Source organism: Asticcacaulis sp. P2_C5 (assembly GCF_056404555.1).
Map to the genome: position 1 here is coordinate 1 of NZ_JBFUDU010000025.1, position 18,005 is coordinate 18,005.

Here is an 18,005-nt window from a genome sequence, read left to right on the forward strand (position 1 = left end):
CGCTATGACCAGTCGGGCCGCCTGGTCGGCCGCGTCGACGGTAATGGTTTTATCACCAGCCAGCGTCTGCTGGCCGGCACTGGCTTTGGCGGGACCCAGGCCCTGGTCACCGACCAGTACAATCCGATCACCAACGACACGGTTAAAACCCGTTACGACGTCTTCAACAATGCGATCAAGCAGATCGACGCCACCCTGGTCGAGACCAACTATGTCTTCGACAAGGACAACCGCCTGACCTCGGTCAAGCACGCTATGCGCGCCGACGGCAGCCAGTTGATCGATTTCTATGCCTACGACATCCTTGATGAGCGCGTCAGTCACACCAACAACCTGTATGCGACCTGGAACGCGTCCACCCAGACATGGACGCCGACCTACTCGGAAACCACCGCCTACGACCTGCAGGGGCGGGTGACCCAGACCACGACTTTCGGCGGCCAGGCCACAAGCTACAACTACAGCTGGGTGGCGGCGACATCGACCGGCGAGTCGACGCTGACCCAGGAAAATTCCGGGGCCTGGACCCGGACCATGGCCGCCTGGGGCAAGTCCGCATCGACCACTACCAACCTGTTCGGCAGGGCGGTGGGCGCCCTCGATTTCGGTGGCCATACGACCGACTACGACTACAACTTCGCCGCCCAACTCAGTCATCAGGACAGCTCGGCCGGCCAGAACATTGATTATCTCTACACAAGCAGCGGCCTGCTCGCTTCGGTCAGCGACGTCGCCCTGGGCAACAAGTCGGTCTATGCCTATGACAATTACGGCAACCGCACGGTCGAAGCCTATTACCACAGCGGCAATGCGCCGGCCTTCTACCAGACGGCGACCATCTCCTATGACGCCATGAACCGCGTCGCCCGCTTCTTCGACTCAGAGGCGGACATCAGTTACGCCTATGACGCCAACAGCAACCGGCGCCGGATCAAGAGCACCTATGCCATACTGAAGCCCCACGGTTTTTACCAACCGGGCATCGCCACGTCGACCACGGACTATTGGTACACTTACGACAAGAGCAACCGCATGCTGGTCAGCAAGGGAACCTTGTCGGGCACGACCATTATCGCCGGCGCCGACACCATCGCCCTGTCCTACAACCTGCGAGGCGACCGCACGCAGGCGGACTATGGCACCGGCACCAACGCCCATAGCGAATATTACAGCTACAGCGCCGATGGCTATCTCGAGACGGTTAGTATCAAGAAGCCGACCGACAGCAATCCCAAGCAGCGCGTTGTCCGGACCAACGATATCCTGGGCCGGATGACCTACCAGATCGAATACAAGGACGATCTCAGCGTCTCGCAGACGCGATCGATGACCTATGATCGAGACAACCGCGTCACCGACGAGAGCGACTACAGTAACGTCCTGGGCCTCACGACCACCAGCACCATACATAACGATTACAGGCTTAAGGTCGGCAGTTCCTGGACCGGCACCGATATCGGCCAGGTGACCCATAGCACCACCCATCAGGTGCAGGTGGTATCCGGCGGCTCAACGACCACCCAGGATATCGACGCCACCTTTACCCACGCCTGGTGGACCAGCGCCAAGACGCTATCCAACACGGTTGTGGCCACGACCACGGGCACCACCACCTATTCCTACGACGTCAACGGCTTCCTCACCCAGGTCTACGACGCCGGCGCCCCGCGCAAAGTGACCTACGTGAACGATGTCTTCGGCCAGGTGGTCACGCGCCAGGAATATGTCGGCATCAATGCTTCCGAGATTGGTGCTCGGCGCAGCTTCTTCTATCTCAACGGCCGCGTGATCGGCGACGCCGGCAGCGACCGTCTGGCCAGCGAAATCGACTACGCCCAGCAACTGGCCATGGACGACAGCACCTATCAAAGCTCATGGTATGGCGCTAACGGTACCGAGATCGTCGGCACCAACGGTCACACCGATACCTACGAAGCCTATAACAATACCTCGGTCGACCAGAGTGGTTCAAGCTATACGGCCAATGCTGGCGATACACTGCAATCCGTCGCCATGTCGATCTGGGGAGATTCCAGCCTGTGGTACATGCTGGCCGAGGCCAATGGCCTGGGCGCCGGCACGACCCTGGGTGCCGGCCAGATACTGACTGTTCCGGGCAGAAGCACGAACCTGCAAAACGACGCCAATACCTTCAAGGCGTACGACCCGACCGATGCGCTGGGCAATACCAGCCCGACGCAACCCCAGCCGCCGCGGCCGAAACAGCATGGCTGCGGTATTGTCGGTACGGTGATCGCCATCATCGTGGCGGCGGCGGTGCTCTATCTGACGCGCAATATTCAGTTCGCCACCCAAACCATGTCTGCCCTGATGAAGGTCGGGGCCACGATGCTGACCGGGGCGGTGAAGATGGCGGCGGTAGACGCTGCCTTCCAGGCGACCCAGATCGCTGTCGGCAACCAGAGCAAGTTCAACTGGAAGGAACTGGCAGCGGCCGGTGTATCCGGGGCTATTATCGGTGATCCTGGGAAATCCGAAGGTTTCTGGGACGCGGCCTGGAAGGCGGTCCAGGCGAATTCCATCCGACAACGGGTCAACAAGGCCTTCGGCCTTCAGAAGAAGTTCGACTGGACCAGCCTAGCCGTTGCCGGCCTGACGGGCGGGGTGGCGTATAAAACCTCGGGCTGGGCATATGATGTCGGTGGCGAGTTCGGCGGCGCCGTCATCAACACCACTGTGTCGACCCTTGCCGGCGCGGCCTTGCGCACCGCCTTGACCGGGCAGGAGTTCGGCAAGAGCGTGCGCGAGGCCCTGCCTGACGCGATCATGAGTACGATCGGGAACATGATCGGAGAGAAGATTGGCGGGAAGATTGAGGAGGCCATGCATCCCAAACCGGCTCTGCAATCAGCAGGACGAGTCAAATCGGACTCGGACAGCGGTGGGAATCCGTCTGACCTCGCGCGCACACTGGCATCAGAAGGTATCAGACCGGGCGGCTTGGGCACCTATTCCTATAATGGGCCAGGCTCCAACAATACATTGTTTACCGGATCATACACGGACTTAACTGCTAATCTGCCTGTGGCTGACGTTGATCCGGTTGTTCGGGCACAAATTCTGAGCAACGCTGGAAGTGACAAAGCCGTCGAAATGACCGGGACTACTAACTACAAGTTGGAGAGATCAGCGGGTTTTGGAACGATGCAGGCTCTTGTCGGTACTGAACAGTTATATGGAGACTACTTGGTCCCCGGCGCAAGAAATAGCTCGATGTTTACTTTAACATCTACGCAGGAAAACCTCTGGTCTAAGGATTATAATATAAATAACGTGCTATACAGAATGTTTATGTCAGACAACACTGTTCTTGGCATTGTGCGGCCGGTTGACGGCGTTGCGGGTGTACTGGATGACGGCGTGACCTATGTCCGCTGGGAGCCGGTTCCAAGCGACGTCAATCCTAACATGATCGAATTTAAAACGGGCGCCGATGCTCTCAACCCTGGTATTAAGGTGCGGTTTTTTGGACCTTCCGGGACGGATGGCAAATGGCAAGCGGGTGACAAGACACCCGGCTTCTTCAAGGATGAGTACTTTGTCCTAGATCAATGGGATGCTGAGGATAGAAATACCGCTCATCCTGCGACAATTACCAATGTGCCTCACCGCCCATTTGCTCCTGTCCAGAGCTTTGTTCGCAGTGTGGCCAACACCGTTACTGGCGGTGGTGCTGATAATTTGGAAGCGATAATGGCTGCCCATAGCAAGGAGGAATATTACCACCTTCTAGGTCAACAACATTATCTGGATGAAATGTACCGTACCGCAACGCCGATATCAAACGGACTTGGTGTAGTACTAGGGACCGCCGCGACGTTTGTTGCGCCCGAGTTTCGTGGCGCTTCGATTACGGAAGGCGGGCTTGCGACAGCTAGAGCCACCGCTACCGCGCGTTCGATTAGGTCTGGAACGACTGGCGCCAAACTACTTAAACAGTTCGTCGCGGATACCGGCGAATCTCTGAGCCTTTTGAGACGCGGCCCCGCAGGGAGGGTTGGTGGTAATATTCTTAAACAACTTTGGGAATATAAGCCCGCCCCCTCGACCCTAGGCTCTGGCTTTGGCAATCTGTTTGTACCTGCCGCAGAGGGTGACGCCACTAAGTTTCTTAGTCAGGGGTTCACTCCTTCTCAGGCGGATTACCTTGCGACTCCCTATGAGGGTATGGGCCATCACTTCATACCGCGTCAGACCGGGTTGCCATCATTCATTAGCGACAGCCCTCTCAACGTTCTCAAGCCGGGCGGTATTAGCCGCGGCGATTTCTATGAGCTACATTACCAGGTAGACCCGGATTTTTATGGAGCTGCTTTCCCTAAGGCTATTGGTGGCTCTTGGCGGGGCAGCGCTCTCGGGCTGGAAAAATATACTGGGCTCCAGCGACTATGGTATGCTAGCCCGACTCCCTTAAAGGTCACTGTAGGAGGCGCGGCCGTCGTTTCTGGATCGGCAGCCGGATATTATTATGTGAAAGATCATAAATGACCCAACAAAGAACCTTCGTCACCTTCGACGCCGCCTTTTCTGACGACGCTGAATTCTCCAGTTCTGGCGAAATCGTTATTCCTGGTGGTCGCAACGTGTGTCTGGTTATAGCAAATCTTCTCGCCGATCAGGAGCTTGAGGTGTCAGAGCCGTCTCAGCATGATTTTTACGGATGGGAAGTAACGGCAAAAAAAGAGGGACACGTATTTTGGTTCTTGCTGCAATACCCTGGGCCATGGCTCCTGCTTGCAAAGGATAAACATGGCGTTGCAGATAAACACGGAGTTTCCCTTGGGAAGGTATTAAACAACCTAGCAAACGCCATGAACGAAGATGGGCGGTTCAGTGGGCTTTCATGGTTCACAAAGGCGGAATATGAGAGGGGCCAAACAGTGGGAAACCCATTGCCTTAACGCCGCAGAGAGCGGTGGCACAGTTTTCCGGCTAAATAAGACAGGGGCCACCAAACTCGTTGCCCGCGATCTGGTTAATTTAGATACATGGGAATGGACTGCACCCCTTAGGTGAGACACAATAATTTCGGTGACAAGGCTTCTATAAGGAGCCCCCTGATGAATACCGTTCGTGTTTTAACGACAGAAGAGAAGGAAAAGCTGGTTCTTCGCCTGGAGGCCGGTGCAGCCGTGCTTTCATTGGCCAAGGAAGCCGGCGTTCTTCGCAAATCTCTGTATGAATGGCGTGCCGCGTACCGTTTGTATGGCCTTGCAGGCCTGAACCAAAAGCGAGGGCCCAAACCAGGCCGACGGAAAAAGGTCGGCGTTACGGTGACATGATACCAATTGCATAATTATAAGTGCGCTTAGGCTGGCTCTTCGTCTTGTGAAAATAAAGGACAGGAGCGAGGCCCCCACGTGTCCGCCGATGCCCTACAGTCCCACTGGTTGATCCTCAGTTCCACGTCTTGGTTTTCTTCCTGGAAGACGGCGGCAATGCGCAATCGGTGCAGCGGGTGTGGGATATCGCCCTGAATGGCCCCTGGACTCGGGGTAAAATCCAGGCCCGGCCAGGGTCCATATCGCACCAGACTGGCGGCGGTAACCGAAGCCCTGAAACCGGCTCTACTCTTGCGCTTGCTGCGCCGCGACGGTGATCTTCGGTAGCGAAAAATGCGGTATCATATTAGCACATAAAGTGTCTCGCCGAATCGGCAATCTGCTACCTCTGCGACTGTTTCATTCCTGCAAAGCCATGAAAATTTTCATCGTTTTGTTACAGTATGGTCTTGCCTATGACCGCAAAATATGGCTTCAGTGCCGCCATGGGGGCGTTATCCGACAGTGTAGGCATCATACTTTCTCGCGTCGAGAGACGCGTTGAGGCCTCGTCGCAAAATATATCCAATGCGTCGACGCCGGGCTACAAACGTGCGGTCAGTTTCGAGACCGTTCTGGCAGCCCAGGACGCACGTTTGGGTTGGACGGATGTCGAGGTGGGCTCCGGCGCCCGGGTCGGTTCGAAGACGGCGATCGATTTTTCGGACGGCCAGTTGCAGACGACCGGCAACCCAGAGGATCTGGCGATTTCCGGAGCCGGTTTCTTCAGTGTGAAGTCCGGGGACGGGGCACTGCTTTATACGCGGCAAGGTCAGTTCCATCGCGACGAGAATGGTCGCCTGATGAATGCGGCGGGCTGTGCTCTGCAGCAGCGTGGGGGCGGCGACCTCGTGCTCAAGTCCGGCGAATTCAAGGTTTTGGGCGACGGTACGGTCATGCAGTCGGGCGAGGCCGTGGGACGAATCGCCGTTATCGGCATGGCGGACACGACCGCCATGGCCTATGCCGAAAACGGACTCTATACGGCGCCTGACGCCATGATCTCATCGATGGACGATCCGTCGGTCAACCAGGGCGCGCTGGAAGCTTCCAATGTTTCGTTGGGCGCGGAAATGATGTCGATTATGGCGGCGCTTCGTGAAGCGCAGTCGGGACAGCGTTTGATGAATATCTATGACGACCTTATGGGGCGGGCAGTTACAACATTCGGACAGGGGTAGGGGGATGAACGGGGTTTTTTATATCGGTGCGACGGGCCTGGATACCCAGCAGCGCGCGCTCGAAATCGTGGCCAACAACATTGCCAATCTGAACACACCGGCCTTCAAGCAAAGCCACGCGCAGTTCTCGCAACTGATGGCCGCCAACACGGCACAGACGACGGACACCCGGGGGCAGTCGTCGATTTTGCAGCCCGTGTTTCAGGGCGTCAAGCTGGACGCGCCGGCGGTGGATTTCACCCAGGGTACGTTGAACCAGACCGGCGAGCAGCTCGATATCGCCATCGACGGCGCCGGCTTCATCGAACTGATGGCGCCGAATGGCCAGACGGCGCTGTGGCGCGGTGGCTCGCTGGTCGTCAATCCGGACGGTTACCTGTCGGCGGCCAATGGCATGCCGTTGCAGGCCATGATTTCGGTGCCGCGCGATGCGTCGTCGCTCAATATCAGCCTGGATGGCCGGGTAACGGCGACGGTTGAGGGTACGTCCGAGCCGCTCGCCCTGGGCCAGATCGAACTGGTGCAGGATGTCGATCCATCCAGCCTGACGGCGATGACCGGCGGTCTCTATGTTCCGGCGTCGGAAGCTGACCTGGTGCGCACCGAAGCGGGTGTCGACGGTGCCGGCAGGCTGGTCCAGGGGGCTGTTGAAACTTCGAATGTCGATCTCGCTCGAGAGATGGTGACCTTGCTGATGATGCAGCGTTCCTACTCGGCCAATGCGCAGATCGTACAGGCCGGGGACCAACTGATGTCCATCGCCAATGAGTTGAAGAGATAGGCGATTATGTCGAGTTGGGGGTGGTTGCTGATACCGTTGGCATATGTTGCGACGGGGGGCCAAGCTTTTGGAACCGAAGCTTTTGGAACCGGGGTCGGGGACCGGTGCATGCGCGCGACGCACGCCCTGGCTGCCGGTTCGGTTCCGGCGGCGCCAGATCTGGCAGCGGCCGATTGCGGCGATAGCAAACCTGAACGGGTCACGCGATACGATGCGGCCATGCGGGCGGTTCGGATGACGCGCGCCGTCCAGGCGGGTGAAATCATCGCAGAAATACCGTCATCCATGATGGCCAGTATCACGCCCGGACAGAAGCTCTACGTGTCAGTCCGCGTCGGTCCTGTCATCGTCCAGCGTGAGGTCGAGGCGTTGCAGCCGGCCAATCCCGGACAAAAACTGTTCGTTCGCGCTACCGACGGCCAGGTCATGAGTGTGCTGTATTCAGGGGACGACAAATGAGGCGCGCTTTTCTCAACTCCGCGGCTATGGTTGCCGCTGTCCTGTCGCTGACGGCGTCCGCGGCCATGGCTGACAACCTGTACACGCCGGGCAGCTGGTCTGCCATGGCGTCGGATCGTTTGGCGGAAAAGGTTGGCGACAGCCTCACCGTCGTGATCCAGGAGGCTTCGCAAGCCTCTGATTCAACGCAAATTGCCCATGACGGCAAGGGCGGTCTGTTCGGGCGTTATCTGTCCGGATCGAACAAGAACAACGGCCAGGCCGGACTTTCCGGAGATTATAATGTCGAGACAAGCGGCCAGCACGGACGGTCCGGGCATATGGCAGCCCAGATCAGTGTTGTGGTCGACGAAGTTTTGCCCAATGGCGACCTGCATGTCTCCGGCGACCAGATGATCAATATCAACGGCGAGAAGACCCAGATTCACCTGAAGGGCCGCGTCCGGCGAGCCGACATCAGCAGCAGCAACACGGTCTTTTCGACATCCCTGGCGGACGCTACGATCGTTTACGGCGGCCCAGGTTTGACCGGTAACAAAGATAAGCCGGGTGTATTCCACCGCATGTTCTCGTGGATGAAGCCGTGAAACCTGTCGCGTTTTTTCCTGCCCTGATCCTGATGCTCTGCCTGGCGGTTACCCCCGTCGAGGCCCAGAATGTGCGCGTCAAGGATCTCGGCCGCTTCCTGGGTTGGCGCGAAAACGCCCTGGTCGGCTACGGTGTCGTGATTGGCCTGGCGGGGTCGGGCGACTCGCAAACCAGCGAAGTCACCAAGCAGGCGGTCAAGAATGTGCTGAGCCGGCTGGGCGCCAATATCGCGCCCGACGACGTGCGCAGCCGCAATGTGGCCGTTGTCATGGTGACCGCAGTCCTGCCGCCTTCGGGTCACCTGGGTGACCGGATCGATGCCACGGTCTCGTCGATCGGCGATGCCCGAAGCCTGGTCGGCGGGACGCTGTTGATGACGCCGCTGGTTGGGCCGGATCAGCACACCTACGCGCTGGCCCAGGGTGCGCTGGTCGTCGGCGGTTATCGTTTCGACGCCCAGCTCAATCGTCAGCAGAAAAACTACCCGACGTCCGGTCTTCTCCCCGCCGGTGCAACCATTGAAACGCCGGTGTCCGCCGGTCTGTTGGACACCAACGGGCAACTGACCTTCATCCTGAAGGATGCGGATATGACGACAGCCGAGCGGATCAAGGACGGCGTCAATGTTGCGCTGGGCCGGTCGGCGGCGCGCGTGACGGATGCCGCGACCGTCAGCATCGATGCCGGCAGCGTCGGCGGCGATGTCAACAGCCTGGTCGCCCGCATCGAAAACGTCGCCGTGACCCCGGATTCCCGTGCCGTCGTCGTGGTCAACGAACGCTCGGGCACGGTCGTCGCCGGTGGCGGCGTCCAGATTTCGAGCGTTGTCATATCGCAGGGCGATATCAAGGTCTCCGTCAGCCAGGACAACGACGCGACACAGCCGTTCATGAGCGAGTACGGGAACTGGCAGGGCCTGATCGTGGCCAGCAAGAAACTTGAAGCGACCACAGGCGAAGACGCCGTCGTGCGGTTCCCGAACACAACGGTCGCCGATCTCGTTGAGGCGTTGCACCAGGCGCATGTCGATACGCGTGGTGTGATCGCCGTACTTCAATCCATCAAGGCGGCGGGCGCCTTGCATGCCGATATTATTGTTCAGTAGAGGAGGGGCGTCGTGTCGGACTTGACATCAATCATGGCTCTGAAAGCGCTCGATGGGCTGACCGCCCGGGCGGATGTAACGTCGCAAAATATCGCGAACGCCAATACGCCTGGCTATCGTCCGTTGAAAGTGTCCTTCGAGGACGCCCTGATCCAGGCTGCCGGTCGCGGCGCTGACGCCGTCGAAGCGGTACAGCCGAGAATCGAGAGCGATCCTAACCTGGCGGAAGGCGCGGGCGTCCGGCTGGACCTGCAGATGGCGACAGCCTCCATGACCAGTGCGCGTTATGCCGCTCTTATCGAAATTCTGTCGTTGCAAATGCAGCAACTTCGTTCGGCCGTGGGGAACTGATCATGAAGGCTATGGAAATCAGCATGACCGGACTTGACGTCGAATGGCGGCGTCTGGAAGTGATCGCCGAAAATATGGCGAACCTGAATACCCTGCAGACGGCAGGTGGTGAGCCCTATCGCGCCATGCGCCTAATGTCAGGTCCGCGAACAACCTTTGAAGGTCACCTGAATGGCGATCAGACTGCGCTGAACGGCGTTGCCGTCTACGGGGTCGAGGCTGTCGACACGCCGCCGCGCAAGGTCCATGAACCCGGCAATCCGCTGGCCGACGCGGAAGGCTATGTCTCCTATCCCGACATCGATCATGGCGCCGAGATGGTGTTGATGGTGAAGACGGCCCGGGCTTATGAGGCCAATCTTGTCGCCATGAACACCGCCCGCCAGATGTATGTCAAGGCGCTGGAAATGGGTCGTCAGTCATGAGTGTGAACCCCATAGAAGCGATCGGCGCCATCAGTGCCGCCAATGCCCCCGACGTCCTGTCGCTGCAGGCGGCCATGGCGCCGACGCAGTCGGGAAACGTGTCCTTCGCCCAGTTGTTCCAGGACGGCATCGACGCTGTCAGCCAGCAGGCGGTCGAGGCGGACAGCCTGGTCAAGGCTTTCGTCCTGGACGACTCCATCGCGCCGCACCGCGTCATGTACGCGCTGCAGCAGTCGCAACTGTCGTTGCAGATGATGCTGCAGGTACGTAACCGGCTGGTCGAAGGCTATCAGGAAATCATGCGGATGCAGCTCTGACATCATGGACTTTTTTGACAAAATTCGCACGATGCCTGCGTCGCGCCAGATTGCTCTGGTGCTAGGGACCCTTGTTATCCTGATTTTCGTGCTGGGTTCGGCATATTTCGTTTTCCTGCGTCAGCCGGACGCTGTCCTGTTTTCAAACCTGCGGACGATGGACGCGGCGACGATCGTTGCCGAGCTCGACAAGAAAAAGGTGCCATATCACCTGGCCGATGGCGGAACGACGATACTGGTCGCTGCCGACAAGGTGGACGCGACGCGTCTCAGCATCCTCAGCCAGGATCTGCCCCTGAAGGGCGCGGTCGGTTTCGAGCTGTTCAACAAGTCGGATATCGGCCTGACCGAATTTGCCCAGAAGATCAATTATCAACGCGCGCTGCAGGGTGAACTGGCCCGAACCATCATGGCCATAGACGCCATCGATACCGCGCGCGTCCACCTGTCATTGCCTGAGCCGACGATCTTCCGCGACGATAAGCGGCCGCCAAAGGCGTCGATCGCCCTGACGCTCAAGCCTGGAAACCAGCTTTCTTCGGGGGCGGTGATCGGCATTCAAAGACTTGTCGCGGCCGCTGTGCCGGACCTCGACCTGGCCAATGTGGTCGTTGTCGACGGCGAAGGCCAGGTGATCAGCGTCGAATCGGAGGCAGAGGTGTCGGATTGGACGTCACCGGGACAGCACGCTGCCGAAGTCTATTACGTCGACCTGGTGCGCCAGGCTTTGATGGCCACCTATCCGGGGCAGGATTTCTCGATCGGCGTAACGGCTGCGCCCATGTTCAGCGCACCTGTCGCTTCCGGTGAGGGCGACGTGGCGAACGAGGCACCTGCAAGTACCGCGGATCCGTTTTTGCGCTGGACTCCGGAACAGCGTGAGTTCCAGCTCAAGGTCAGGGTCGTCAGCGCCGCGGTCAGCGACCGGGAAGCCCAGCAAAATATTCGCGTGGCCACGGCCGCCGCAATCGGCGCCAACCCGGCCCTGGGCGATGAGATTTACGTCAGCGCCTCTGAAACCGCGATGCCCTCGACCGGCGCCGCCGTCGGTGATGCCCGCAGCACCCAATCGGTTGCGGCCTCCGGAGCGCGTACCAGGGTAGACTCGAAATCGGCTGAGTTTCCATGGCCGGCTTTCTGGTACGGCGTGCTGGGGATAGCGGCCATCGGCTTCTTGTTCGCCCTGGCCCAGGTCCTCCGGCGGGCGTTCGGCGGTCGTCAACCGGTGCGCAGGTTGAGCGAGGCTGAGCGCCGGGATTTCGCCAATCGTTTCCAGGCTTTGTTGGAACAGGGGGAAGCCAATGCCGCTGACCGCCTCTGACAAGGCTCTGCGTAGTCTGGTCGCCGAACTGGCGACAACGACGTCAGAAGATATGGCTGCCGTGCTGGGCATGCTCGACCCGAAGTCGGCCGCGCAGGTGCGCGCGCTTCTTGCTGCCTATGGCGGCGTCGACGACGTCTTCGAACTCGAGGCGGATACCAGCTATGTCAATACATCGGGCCTGTCCGACTGGCTTGCGGCGCGGGTTCAGGGCAGGCCCCTGGACGGTGTGGCCGCCTATCGCATGACTCCTGACGCGGTTGAGGCCTTGCGGGAAATCGCCACAGCCATGCCGCATACGCCGGGCATGACAAAAGGTGCGGCCGCCCGGCCTTTGCCGGACATTCGCGACGACGCGTTGAACCACCGCTTCCGTTCGCTCTTTGGAAAAAGGGATCACGCATGAGCCGGGTTTTGAAAGTGCATGGTACCGATGCGCCGGCCATACGCGCGCTGCATTCGGCCTGGGAAACGATAAGAGAGGTGCCGGTCGAGGCGCCGCCCCCCGCCATGGATCCTGAACTGCTGATGCTGCGGGAGGAGCGCGAGGGCCTGCGTCGGCGCCTTGAACAGCAGTCCAGCGAGATTGCAGATCTTCGAAAACAGGCTGACGCCGCTTTCCGTGAGGGCGAGTCCAAGGGACGCGACGCCGGCCGCCGCGAGGCTGAGGACCAGAGCGCGAAGATGCTGGCCAAGCTGGAGAGCGGGATCGAATGGGCGCTTCAGGCATTTGCGCAATCACTTGCCGGACTGGAACGTCTGGCACCTGAGGTCGCGCGACACGCGCTGGCTGGAATTCTCGGACAGGAGGGCGACCGCTCTGATCTGGTGAGCGCCATTGTGAAGCGACAGTTGAATGCGATCGAGACACAATCCGTCCTTTATATCGCCGTATCGGCGGCGGACTTTGCCGATGATGCCGCCTTATTGAGCCTGAGCGAGGCGCTCGGAACACAAAAAGCCAAGGTGCAGGCCTACAGTTCGTTGAAAAGCGGGGATTGTCGCATCCAGTTGAAGTTGGGCGCGCTGGACGTTGGCGTCGATCAGCAGTGGGGGCGACTGGATGTTATGCTGACGGAGATGGCGCAGCCTGGGGGGGACCGAAATGACTGAGCATCCATTTCTGCAACGTTTGCGGACGGCAGATCTTGTCGGACGCGTCGGGCGTGTGCAGAAAATCCTGCCGACCTACATCGAAGCGGACGGGCCAAACGTGCCGCTGGGCGCTCTGTGCCGGGTCGAGGCGATGGGCAGTTCCGGCAAGGTTGCGCCGGAGCCGATCCTGGCGGAAGTTGTCAGCGTCAACGCCAACTCGATCGTTCTTGTCCCCTTTGACGATGGCGCCCGCACCTTTTCTGGCGCCCTTGTCGAAGCCTGCCAGGATGTCGACCGTGCTCCTGTCGGTGACGCCCTTCTCGGGCGGGCCGTGGACGCCCTGGGACGACCCATCGATGGCAAGGGCGCCATCCGCAGCCCGGATTTCGCGCCACAGACCAAGGTCATTACGGCGCCGCTCGCCCGGAGGGCTTCAAAACGCGTCTTCGAAACCGGGATTCGCGCAATCGATGCCTTTTTGACCCTGGGCGAGGGCCAGCGCGTCGGTGTCTTCGCGGCAAGCGGCGTAGGTAAGACAAGTCTTATGACGCAGTTGGCCAGCCAGGCTAAGTCGGACCGATGCGTCATATGCCTGGTTGGTGAACGCGGCCGGGAGGTCGAGGCGCTATGGTCGGGATTGTCACCCGAGGCGCGCGCGCGGACGACCCTGGTCGCCGCCACGTCGGACCAGGCGGCGGCGATGCGGGTTCGCGCCGGCGATTACGCGTTGGCCGTGGCTGAACACTGGTGCCAGCAGGGCCAGCACGTCTTGTTTTTCCTGGACTCGGTAACGCGTCTGGCCATGGCGATGCGTGAAACCGGCCTGGCGGCCGGTGAACCGCCAACCTTGCGCGCCTATACGCCGAGCGTCTTTGCCGCCATTCCCAAACTTGTCGAGCGTTGCGGCGCCCTTAAGTCCGGCGGCGCCATCACCAGCATCATGACCGTGCTCAGCGAAACCGACGATATCGATGACCCGATTTCCGAGATGCTGAAGTCGCTCCTGGACGGTCACATTATTCTCTCGCGCCCCCTGGCCGAACGCGGCCATTTTCCTGCCATCGATGTGCCGCGCAGCATCAGCCGCCTGTCGAGGGAATTGATGGGCGAGCGGCACCGGGCGGACGCACAAAACGGCGTTGCCTTGCTGAGTACATTCGAGGCGTCACGAACCCTTATCGAAAGCGGCGTCTATATTGCCGGCTCCAATCCTGAGATTGACCGCGCGATTGAGCGCCGTCCGGCGCTTATGCAATATCTCAAGCAAAAGCAGACCGAACGGACGGCTTTTTCAGAGACGACCCAGTCCCTGGCCTCCCTGATGGAGGCACGTGGATAAGATGCAATCGCGTAGCCAGATCAATACCCTCGGCGAGATCAAGGCAATCTGTTCGGTCCAGCGTATGGTGATCGAGGAGCAGGTTGAGCGCGCCAATGTTCGTTTGCGTGGACTCGACGGTCAGCGCGATGCTGAAGTGGAAACCTTGACGACGGCTCAGGACGGCTGGCTCAACGCCGTTTCCGGTCAATCGTTTCAACTGACGGCAGCGTCTTTCTGGTCGGTCGAAATCCTGCGCACTAAAGATGCTATTGAGCGGCTGGACGATGAGATTGATGAGGCGAAGGCGGCACGGCAGGACCTGTTCAAGGCGCAGGCCGCGGCCAGTGCGCGGTGCGACGCGATCGAGGACCTGCGCCATTCCGCGCGGCGTGTCGCGCAACGCAAGCGTGAAGAGGCGGCGCTCGACCAGCACGCCATCCGTGTCGGTATCCAACGGAGGCCCGCATGAAAGTAGAAGCCATGCCCTTTCCTGCCGTCAACCCGTTCCCGACGACGGCGCAGCCGTCCGGCGACGGCGCGGTGTTCGAGCATTTGCTGTCTTTGCCATCTCCGCAAGCCGACGCGTCGATTTCACCGGCGGCTAAGGAGAAGCAGACGTTCAGCTTCGACGCCCTGGGTATACTCGGTGTCGGAGGAGGCACGGTCTTTGGTCGCATGCCGGCAGATGGGCTGTCAAATCGCGACACACTCGACTTGCCGGTGACCGCACCACCTGTGACTACACCACCTGTCACCGCCCCATCTTTCGTCGTAGCGCCGTCTGTCGCAGGGCAGTGGCCGGTCATGATGACGCCGCAAGTGCCCGTCGAGGGCAATTTGGTAATGGCGACCGTTCCAGCGACGTCCAGGTCAAGCGGACCGTCAGCCCTGGCAATCGCCGGCGTATCGATTCCGGGCGCGGCTGCGGGCGTCCCATTGAGTCAAATGGGCTCCATGCGCCCGGCGGCCGTTGTCCCTGTGTCGCTCGACCCGGCGCTGACGGGCGGCGAACCGCTGTCAGGTACCGCCAGCCTGTCAACCAGCGAGGGGCCGCAACCGGAAGAGCGTGCCGCTGCGCGGGAATCCTTGAAAAAGTTCACGATAGATAGACAATCTGCGTCCTCGTCCGATGATATCAACGTCGCCGTTTCCGAAACTGACGGCGTCGTCCATGTCATTGCCGCAGCTTCCGATGTTACGGACAAGACAAGAGCGAAAATTCGCGGGGTCGCGGAAGGCCTCGCCAATGACGCCGGCTTAAAGCTGGGCAGTTTCGTCCTGAACGGCGCGACAACGCTGTATTCTCATAAATTCTTTAGTCGGAGCCTGTCATGGCCGGAGCAATAGCCCCAACCCAAAGCGCAACAGGACTGGACTTCAAGTCCCTGTTGCAGATTATCCTGCAGCAGCTGACCTATCAGGATCCGCTGAAACCAATGGATAATTTTCAGTTCGTCTCGCAACTGGCGCAGTTCTCGCAACTGCAGCAGGCCCAGACTCTGAACACGTCGATTACGACCTTGTTGTCGGCCCAGGCCTCGCTTCAGGCGACCAGCATCCTCGGAAAAACAGTGGCTTTTTCGACCAACGGCTCGACAGAGGATTTTGTTGGCAAGGTGACGGCCATCAAGTTTTCGGATGGTCAGCCATTTCTGGATGTCCAGGTCACAGGGCATGAAACGCCGGACAGGGTTTCCCTGTCGTCCATTACGCAAATTCTGGCTCAATAATCGGGGGTATCTATGCTTGGAGCAATTTTTGTCGGCCTGAGCGGTATGGAGGCCTATTCCAAAGGCCTTAAGACCATCAGCAATAATGTCGCGAACCTGGACACCCTGGGTTACAAGTCTTCGACCATCTCGTTCAGTGACCTGTTCGGCGGGCACGCCAGCGGTCTTGCCTATGGCTCGGGCCAACTCGGCGGTTCTACGGGAAATGGTGTTCGCTATAACCAGGAACGGGTCGATTTCAAGTCCGGAAGTTTTCAACAAACCGGAAACAAGCTCGACCTGTCCCTTCTGGGTAACGGATTCCTGGTGGTTCAGAACAAGAATGGCGACGTCTTCTATACCCGGACCGGACAGTTTTCGGTCGATTCCGACGGCTTTATCAGCAACCAGGGGGGCGATCGCCTCAGCCTTCTGGATGCGCAAGGTCAGTTGCAAACGGTTAACATCAACGATCGCCGATCGAACCCACCTGCCGCCACAACGACGATCAAATTAAACGGCCACCTTAATGCCGGGGTAAACTACACCACGCCGGCCATGACGATCTATGACGCGAACGGCAAGGCTCACACCTGGACGGTGGCGTTTACACAGGAAACCGACACGACCCAATTCAAGTGGAAAGCAGTCGTATCTGAGGGCGGGACCGTTATCAGTCCCGCATCGCCTGACAATTTTATATCTTTCACTCTGGCCAATGGTGACAGTGACCCCGCGGACAACCAAATCACGGTTCCGCTCAATGGGACCCCGGTGACACTGGATTTTTCATTAGCAACAACCATTGCCTCAGGCGCAGTTCCCGACTTGAAGTCCCAGAGCATCGACGGCCGCGCCGAAGGGACGTTGACCGATGTCAGCGTTAATGACCAGGGGCAGGTTGTCCTGACCTATTCCAACAAGGAGACGTCGATCCTTGGTTCCGTCGCCATTGCCGATTTCCAGGACCAACAGTCGCTTGTGCGCATCGGGGGCAGTTTGTTCAAGTATGATGGTACGGGCAGGATGGCCTACAAAACGAGTGAGAAGGATGGCATCGGCAAACTGCAAACCGGTCAGGTGGAAGCGTCCAACGTCGACCTGACCGCTGAATTTGGCAGCCTGATCCTGATCCAGCGCGGCTTCGACGCCTCGTCGCAGGTCATCAGCGCAAGTAACGACATGATCCAGGCGCTGTTCGGTATGCGGGGCCACGGGTGATAGGTCAGGTTCGCGAGTGGCTGCCGTACAATGCTCTGACCCACGATATTGTGGGCGAGACGATAGAACGCGCCGTCGTGCAATGGTCCGAGCGGTGGTTCGTGGGCGCCCATGCCTGTGTCAAGGGTCTGAAACCCGTTTCCGGGGCACCGCGCCACGAAGATGACGCAGGCTGGCGCGTCTACGGCCAGGTCGTCGCCCTGCAGGCGGGGCGCAACGCCCTGGCTGATATGGTCGACGCCGCCATGGACATCGATACGGAAACGATGATCCTGACCGAGGGCGATAAATATCTGCGTGCGGCGCTGGAACAGCAAATCCTGACGAGCCTGGCCTGGGAACTGGAACAGGCTTTCGACCTGCCGAGGTCCAGGCCCGAAAGTGCCAGCTCCCGGCCCGAAAGTATATGGGATCCGTTGGCCGATGGCGGCGGCGTGATCGTATCCCTGGCCGCGCGGTCAGGACGGGATATTCTGACGGCTGCCGTGCCTGTCGATCTCGTCTTGCCAAAGATCAAGGCGTATCTGGGACCCGCTGCGCGGCGCCCCGAGCCGTTGCGCCCGCTGGGGGCGGCGCTTGGTTCTGCCAATATTACAATCGAAGCGCTGGTCGGCAAGGCGACGCTGACCCTGACCGAATTGAGTGATCTCGTGGTCGGTGATGTGCTTGTGCTCGACCGAACCATGGACCAGCCCGTCGATATCGCGGCGGCCGGCTCCCATCAAATCTTCGCGAAGGCCATGTTGACGAACGTTGACGATGGTATTGCGTTGGTATTCAACGCCTGAG

At 59.5% G+C, this 18,005-nt stretch carries 20 protein-coding genes; all 20 read left to right on the plus strand.

Annotation, left to right across the window (positions count from 1 at the left end; genetic code table 11):
• Nucleotides 1-4,509, plus strand: a 4,509-nt coding sequence (locus AC1DXO_RS25740; RefSeq protein WP_476981077.1) for a hypothetical protein, incomplete at its 5' end; no start/stop codon positions are given.
• Nucleotides 4,506-4,922, plus strand: coding sequence for a hypothetical protein (locus tag AC1DXO_RS25745; RefSeq protein ID WP_476981078.1), 417 nt, complete (start codon nucleotides 4,506-4,508; stop codon nucleotides 4,920-4,922). The genes AC1DXO_RS25740 and AC1DXO_RS25745, both read left to right, overlap by 4 nt.
• Nucleotides 4,923-5,081: 159 nt before the next feature.
• Nucleotides 5,082-5,303, plus strand: coding sequence for a helix-turn-helix domain-containing protein (locus AC1DXO_RS25750; RefSeq protein ID WP_476981079.1), 222 nt, complete (start codon nucleotides 5,082-5,084; stop codon nucleotides 5,301-5,303).
• A 455-nt stretch (nucleotides 5,304-5,758) separates the two neighbouring features.
• A complete protein-coding gene (locus AC1DXO_RS25755; RefSeq protein WP_476981080.1) occupies nucleotides 5,759-6,523 on the plus strand; it encodes a flagellar hook-basal body protein in 765 nt (254 codons plus the stop codon).
• Between the two features lie 4 nt (nucleotides 6,524-6,527).
• Nucleotides 6,528-7,304 carry a flagellar hook-basal body protein gene (locus tag AC1DXO_RS25760; RefSeq protein WP_476981081.1) on the plus strand — a complete coding sequence of 259 codons (777 nt, stop codon included), beginning with the start codon at nucleotides 6,528-6,530 and terminating at the stop codon, nucleotides 7,302-7,304.
• Nucleotides 7,305-7,412: 108 nt separating this feature from the next.
• A complete protein-coding gene (locus AC1DXO_RS25765; RefSeq protein WP_476981082.1) occupies nucleotides 7,413-7,763 on the plus strand; it encodes a hypothetical protein in 351 nt (116 codons plus the stop codon).
• Nucleotides 7,760-8,350: a flagellar basal body L-ring protein FlgH gene (locus AC1DXO_RS25770; protein WP_476981083.1), complete on the plus strand. Its 591-nt coding sequence runs from the start codon at nucleotides 7,760-7,762 to the stop codon at nucleotides 8,348-8,350. Before AC1DXO_RS25765 ends, AC1DXO_RS25770 begins: the two co-directional genes overlap by 4 nt.
• Nucleotides 8,347-9,456, plus strand: coding sequence for a flagellar basal body P-ring protein FlgI (flgI, locus tag AC1DXO_RS25775; RefSeq protein ID WP_476981084.1), 1,110 nt, complete (start codon nucleotides 8,347-8,349; stop codon nucleotides 9,454-9,456). The genes AC1DXO_RS25770 and flgI overlap by 4 nt, the downstream gene beginning before the upstream one ends.
• A 12-nt stretch (nucleotides 9,457-9,468) precedes the next feature.
• Nucleotides 9,469-9,807: a flagellar basal body rod protein FlgB gene (locus AC1DXO_RS25780; RefSeq protein ID WP_476981085.1), complete on the plus strand. Its 339-nt coding sequence runs from the start codon at nucleotides 9,469-9,471 to the stop codon at nucleotides 9,805-9,807.
• 2 nt (nucleotides 9,808-9,809) lie between these two features.
• Nucleotides 9,810-10,232 (plus strand): flagellar basal body rod protein FlgC, encoded by a 423-nt coding sequence (flgC, locus tag AC1DXO_RS25785; protein ID WP_476981086.1) that lies wholly within the window; start codon nucleotides 9,810-9,812, stop codon nucleotides 10,230-10,232.
• A complete protein-coding gene (gene fliE / locus AC1DXO_RS25790) occupies nucleotides 10,229-10,549 on the plus strand; it encodes a flagellar hook-basal body complex protein FliE (protein WP_476981087.1) in 321 nt (106 codons plus the stop codon). The genes flgC and fliE overlap by 4 nt, the downstream gene beginning before the upstream one ends.
• 4 nt (nucleotides 10,550-10,553) lie before the next feature.
• Nucleotides 10,554-11,870, plus strand: a complete 1,317-nt coding sequence (gene fliF, locus AC1DXO_RS25795) for a flagellar basal-body MS-ring/collar protein FliF (RefSeq protein ID WP_476981088.1) — start codon at nucleotides 10,554-10,556, stop codon at nucleotides 11,868-11,870.
• Complete coding sequence (locus AC1DXO_RS25800) at nucleotides 11,851-12,276, plus strand: hypothetical protein (protein WP_476981089.1); 426 nt, start codon at nucleotides 11,851-11,853, stop codon at nucleotides 12,274-12,276. The genes fliF and AC1DXO_RS25800 overlap by 20 nt, the downstream gene beginning before the upstream one ends.
• On the plus strand, nucleotides 12,273-12,983 hold the full coding sequence (locus AC1DXO_RS25805) for a FliH/SctL family protein (RefSeq protein ID WP_476981090.1): 711 nt from the start codon (nucleotides 12,273-12,275) through the stop codon (nucleotides 12,981-12,983). The genes AC1DXO_RS25800 and AC1DXO_RS25805 overlap by 4 nt, the downstream gene beginning before the upstream one ends.
• Entirely contained in the window at nucleotides 12,976-14,304 is a 1,329-nt protein-coding gene (locus AC1DXO_RS25810) for a FliI/YscN family ATPase (RefSeq protein ID WP_476981091.1), read from the plus strand. The genes AC1DXO_RS25805 and AC1DXO_RS25810 overlap by 8 nt, the downstream gene beginning before the upstream one ends.
• Nucleotide 14,305: 1 nt before the next feature.
• Nucleotides 14,306-14,755, plus strand: coding sequence for a hypothetical protein (locus tag AC1DXO_RS25815; protein ID WP_476981092.1), 450 nt, complete (start codon nucleotides 14,306-14,308; stop codon nucleotides 14,753-14,755).
• Entirely contained in the window at nucleotides 14,752-15,633 is an 882-nt protein-coding gene (locus AC1DXO_RS25820; RefSeq protein WP_476981093.1) for a hypothetical protein, read from the plus strand. The genes AC1DXO_RS25815 and AC1DXO_RS25820 overlap by 4 nt, the downstream gene beginning before the upstream one ends.
• Nucleotides 15,618-16,016 carry a flagellar hook capping FlgD N-terminal domain-containing protein gene (locus AC1DXO_RS25825; protein WP_476981094.1) on the plus strand — a complete coding sequence of 133 codons (399 nt, stop codon included), beginning with the start codon at nucleotides 15,618-15,620 and terminating at the stop codon, nucleotides 16,014-16,016. Before AC1DXO_RS25820 ends, AC1DXO_RS25825 begins: the two co-directional genes overlap by 16 nt.
• 12 nt (nucleotides 16,017-16,028) lie before the next feature.
• On the plus strand, nucleotides 16,029-17,216 hold the full coding sequence (locus AC1DXO_RS25830) for a flagellar hook protein FlgE (RefSeq protein WP_476981095.1): 1,188 nt from the start codon (nucleotides 16,029-16,031) through the stop codon (nucleotides 17,214-17,216).
• Nucleotides 17,213-18,004 carry a FliM/FliN family flagellar motor switch protein gene (locus tag AC1DXO_RS25835; RefSeq protein ID WP_476981096.1) on the plus strand — a complete coding sequence of 264 codons (792 nt, stop codon included), beginning with the start codon at nucleotides 17,213-17,215 and terminating at the stop codon, nucleotides 18,002-18,004. The genes AC1DXO_RS25830 and AC1DXO_RS25835 overlap by 4 nt, the downstream gene beginning before the upstream one ends.
• The last annotated feature ends 1 nt before the right edge of the window (nucleotide 18,005 follow it).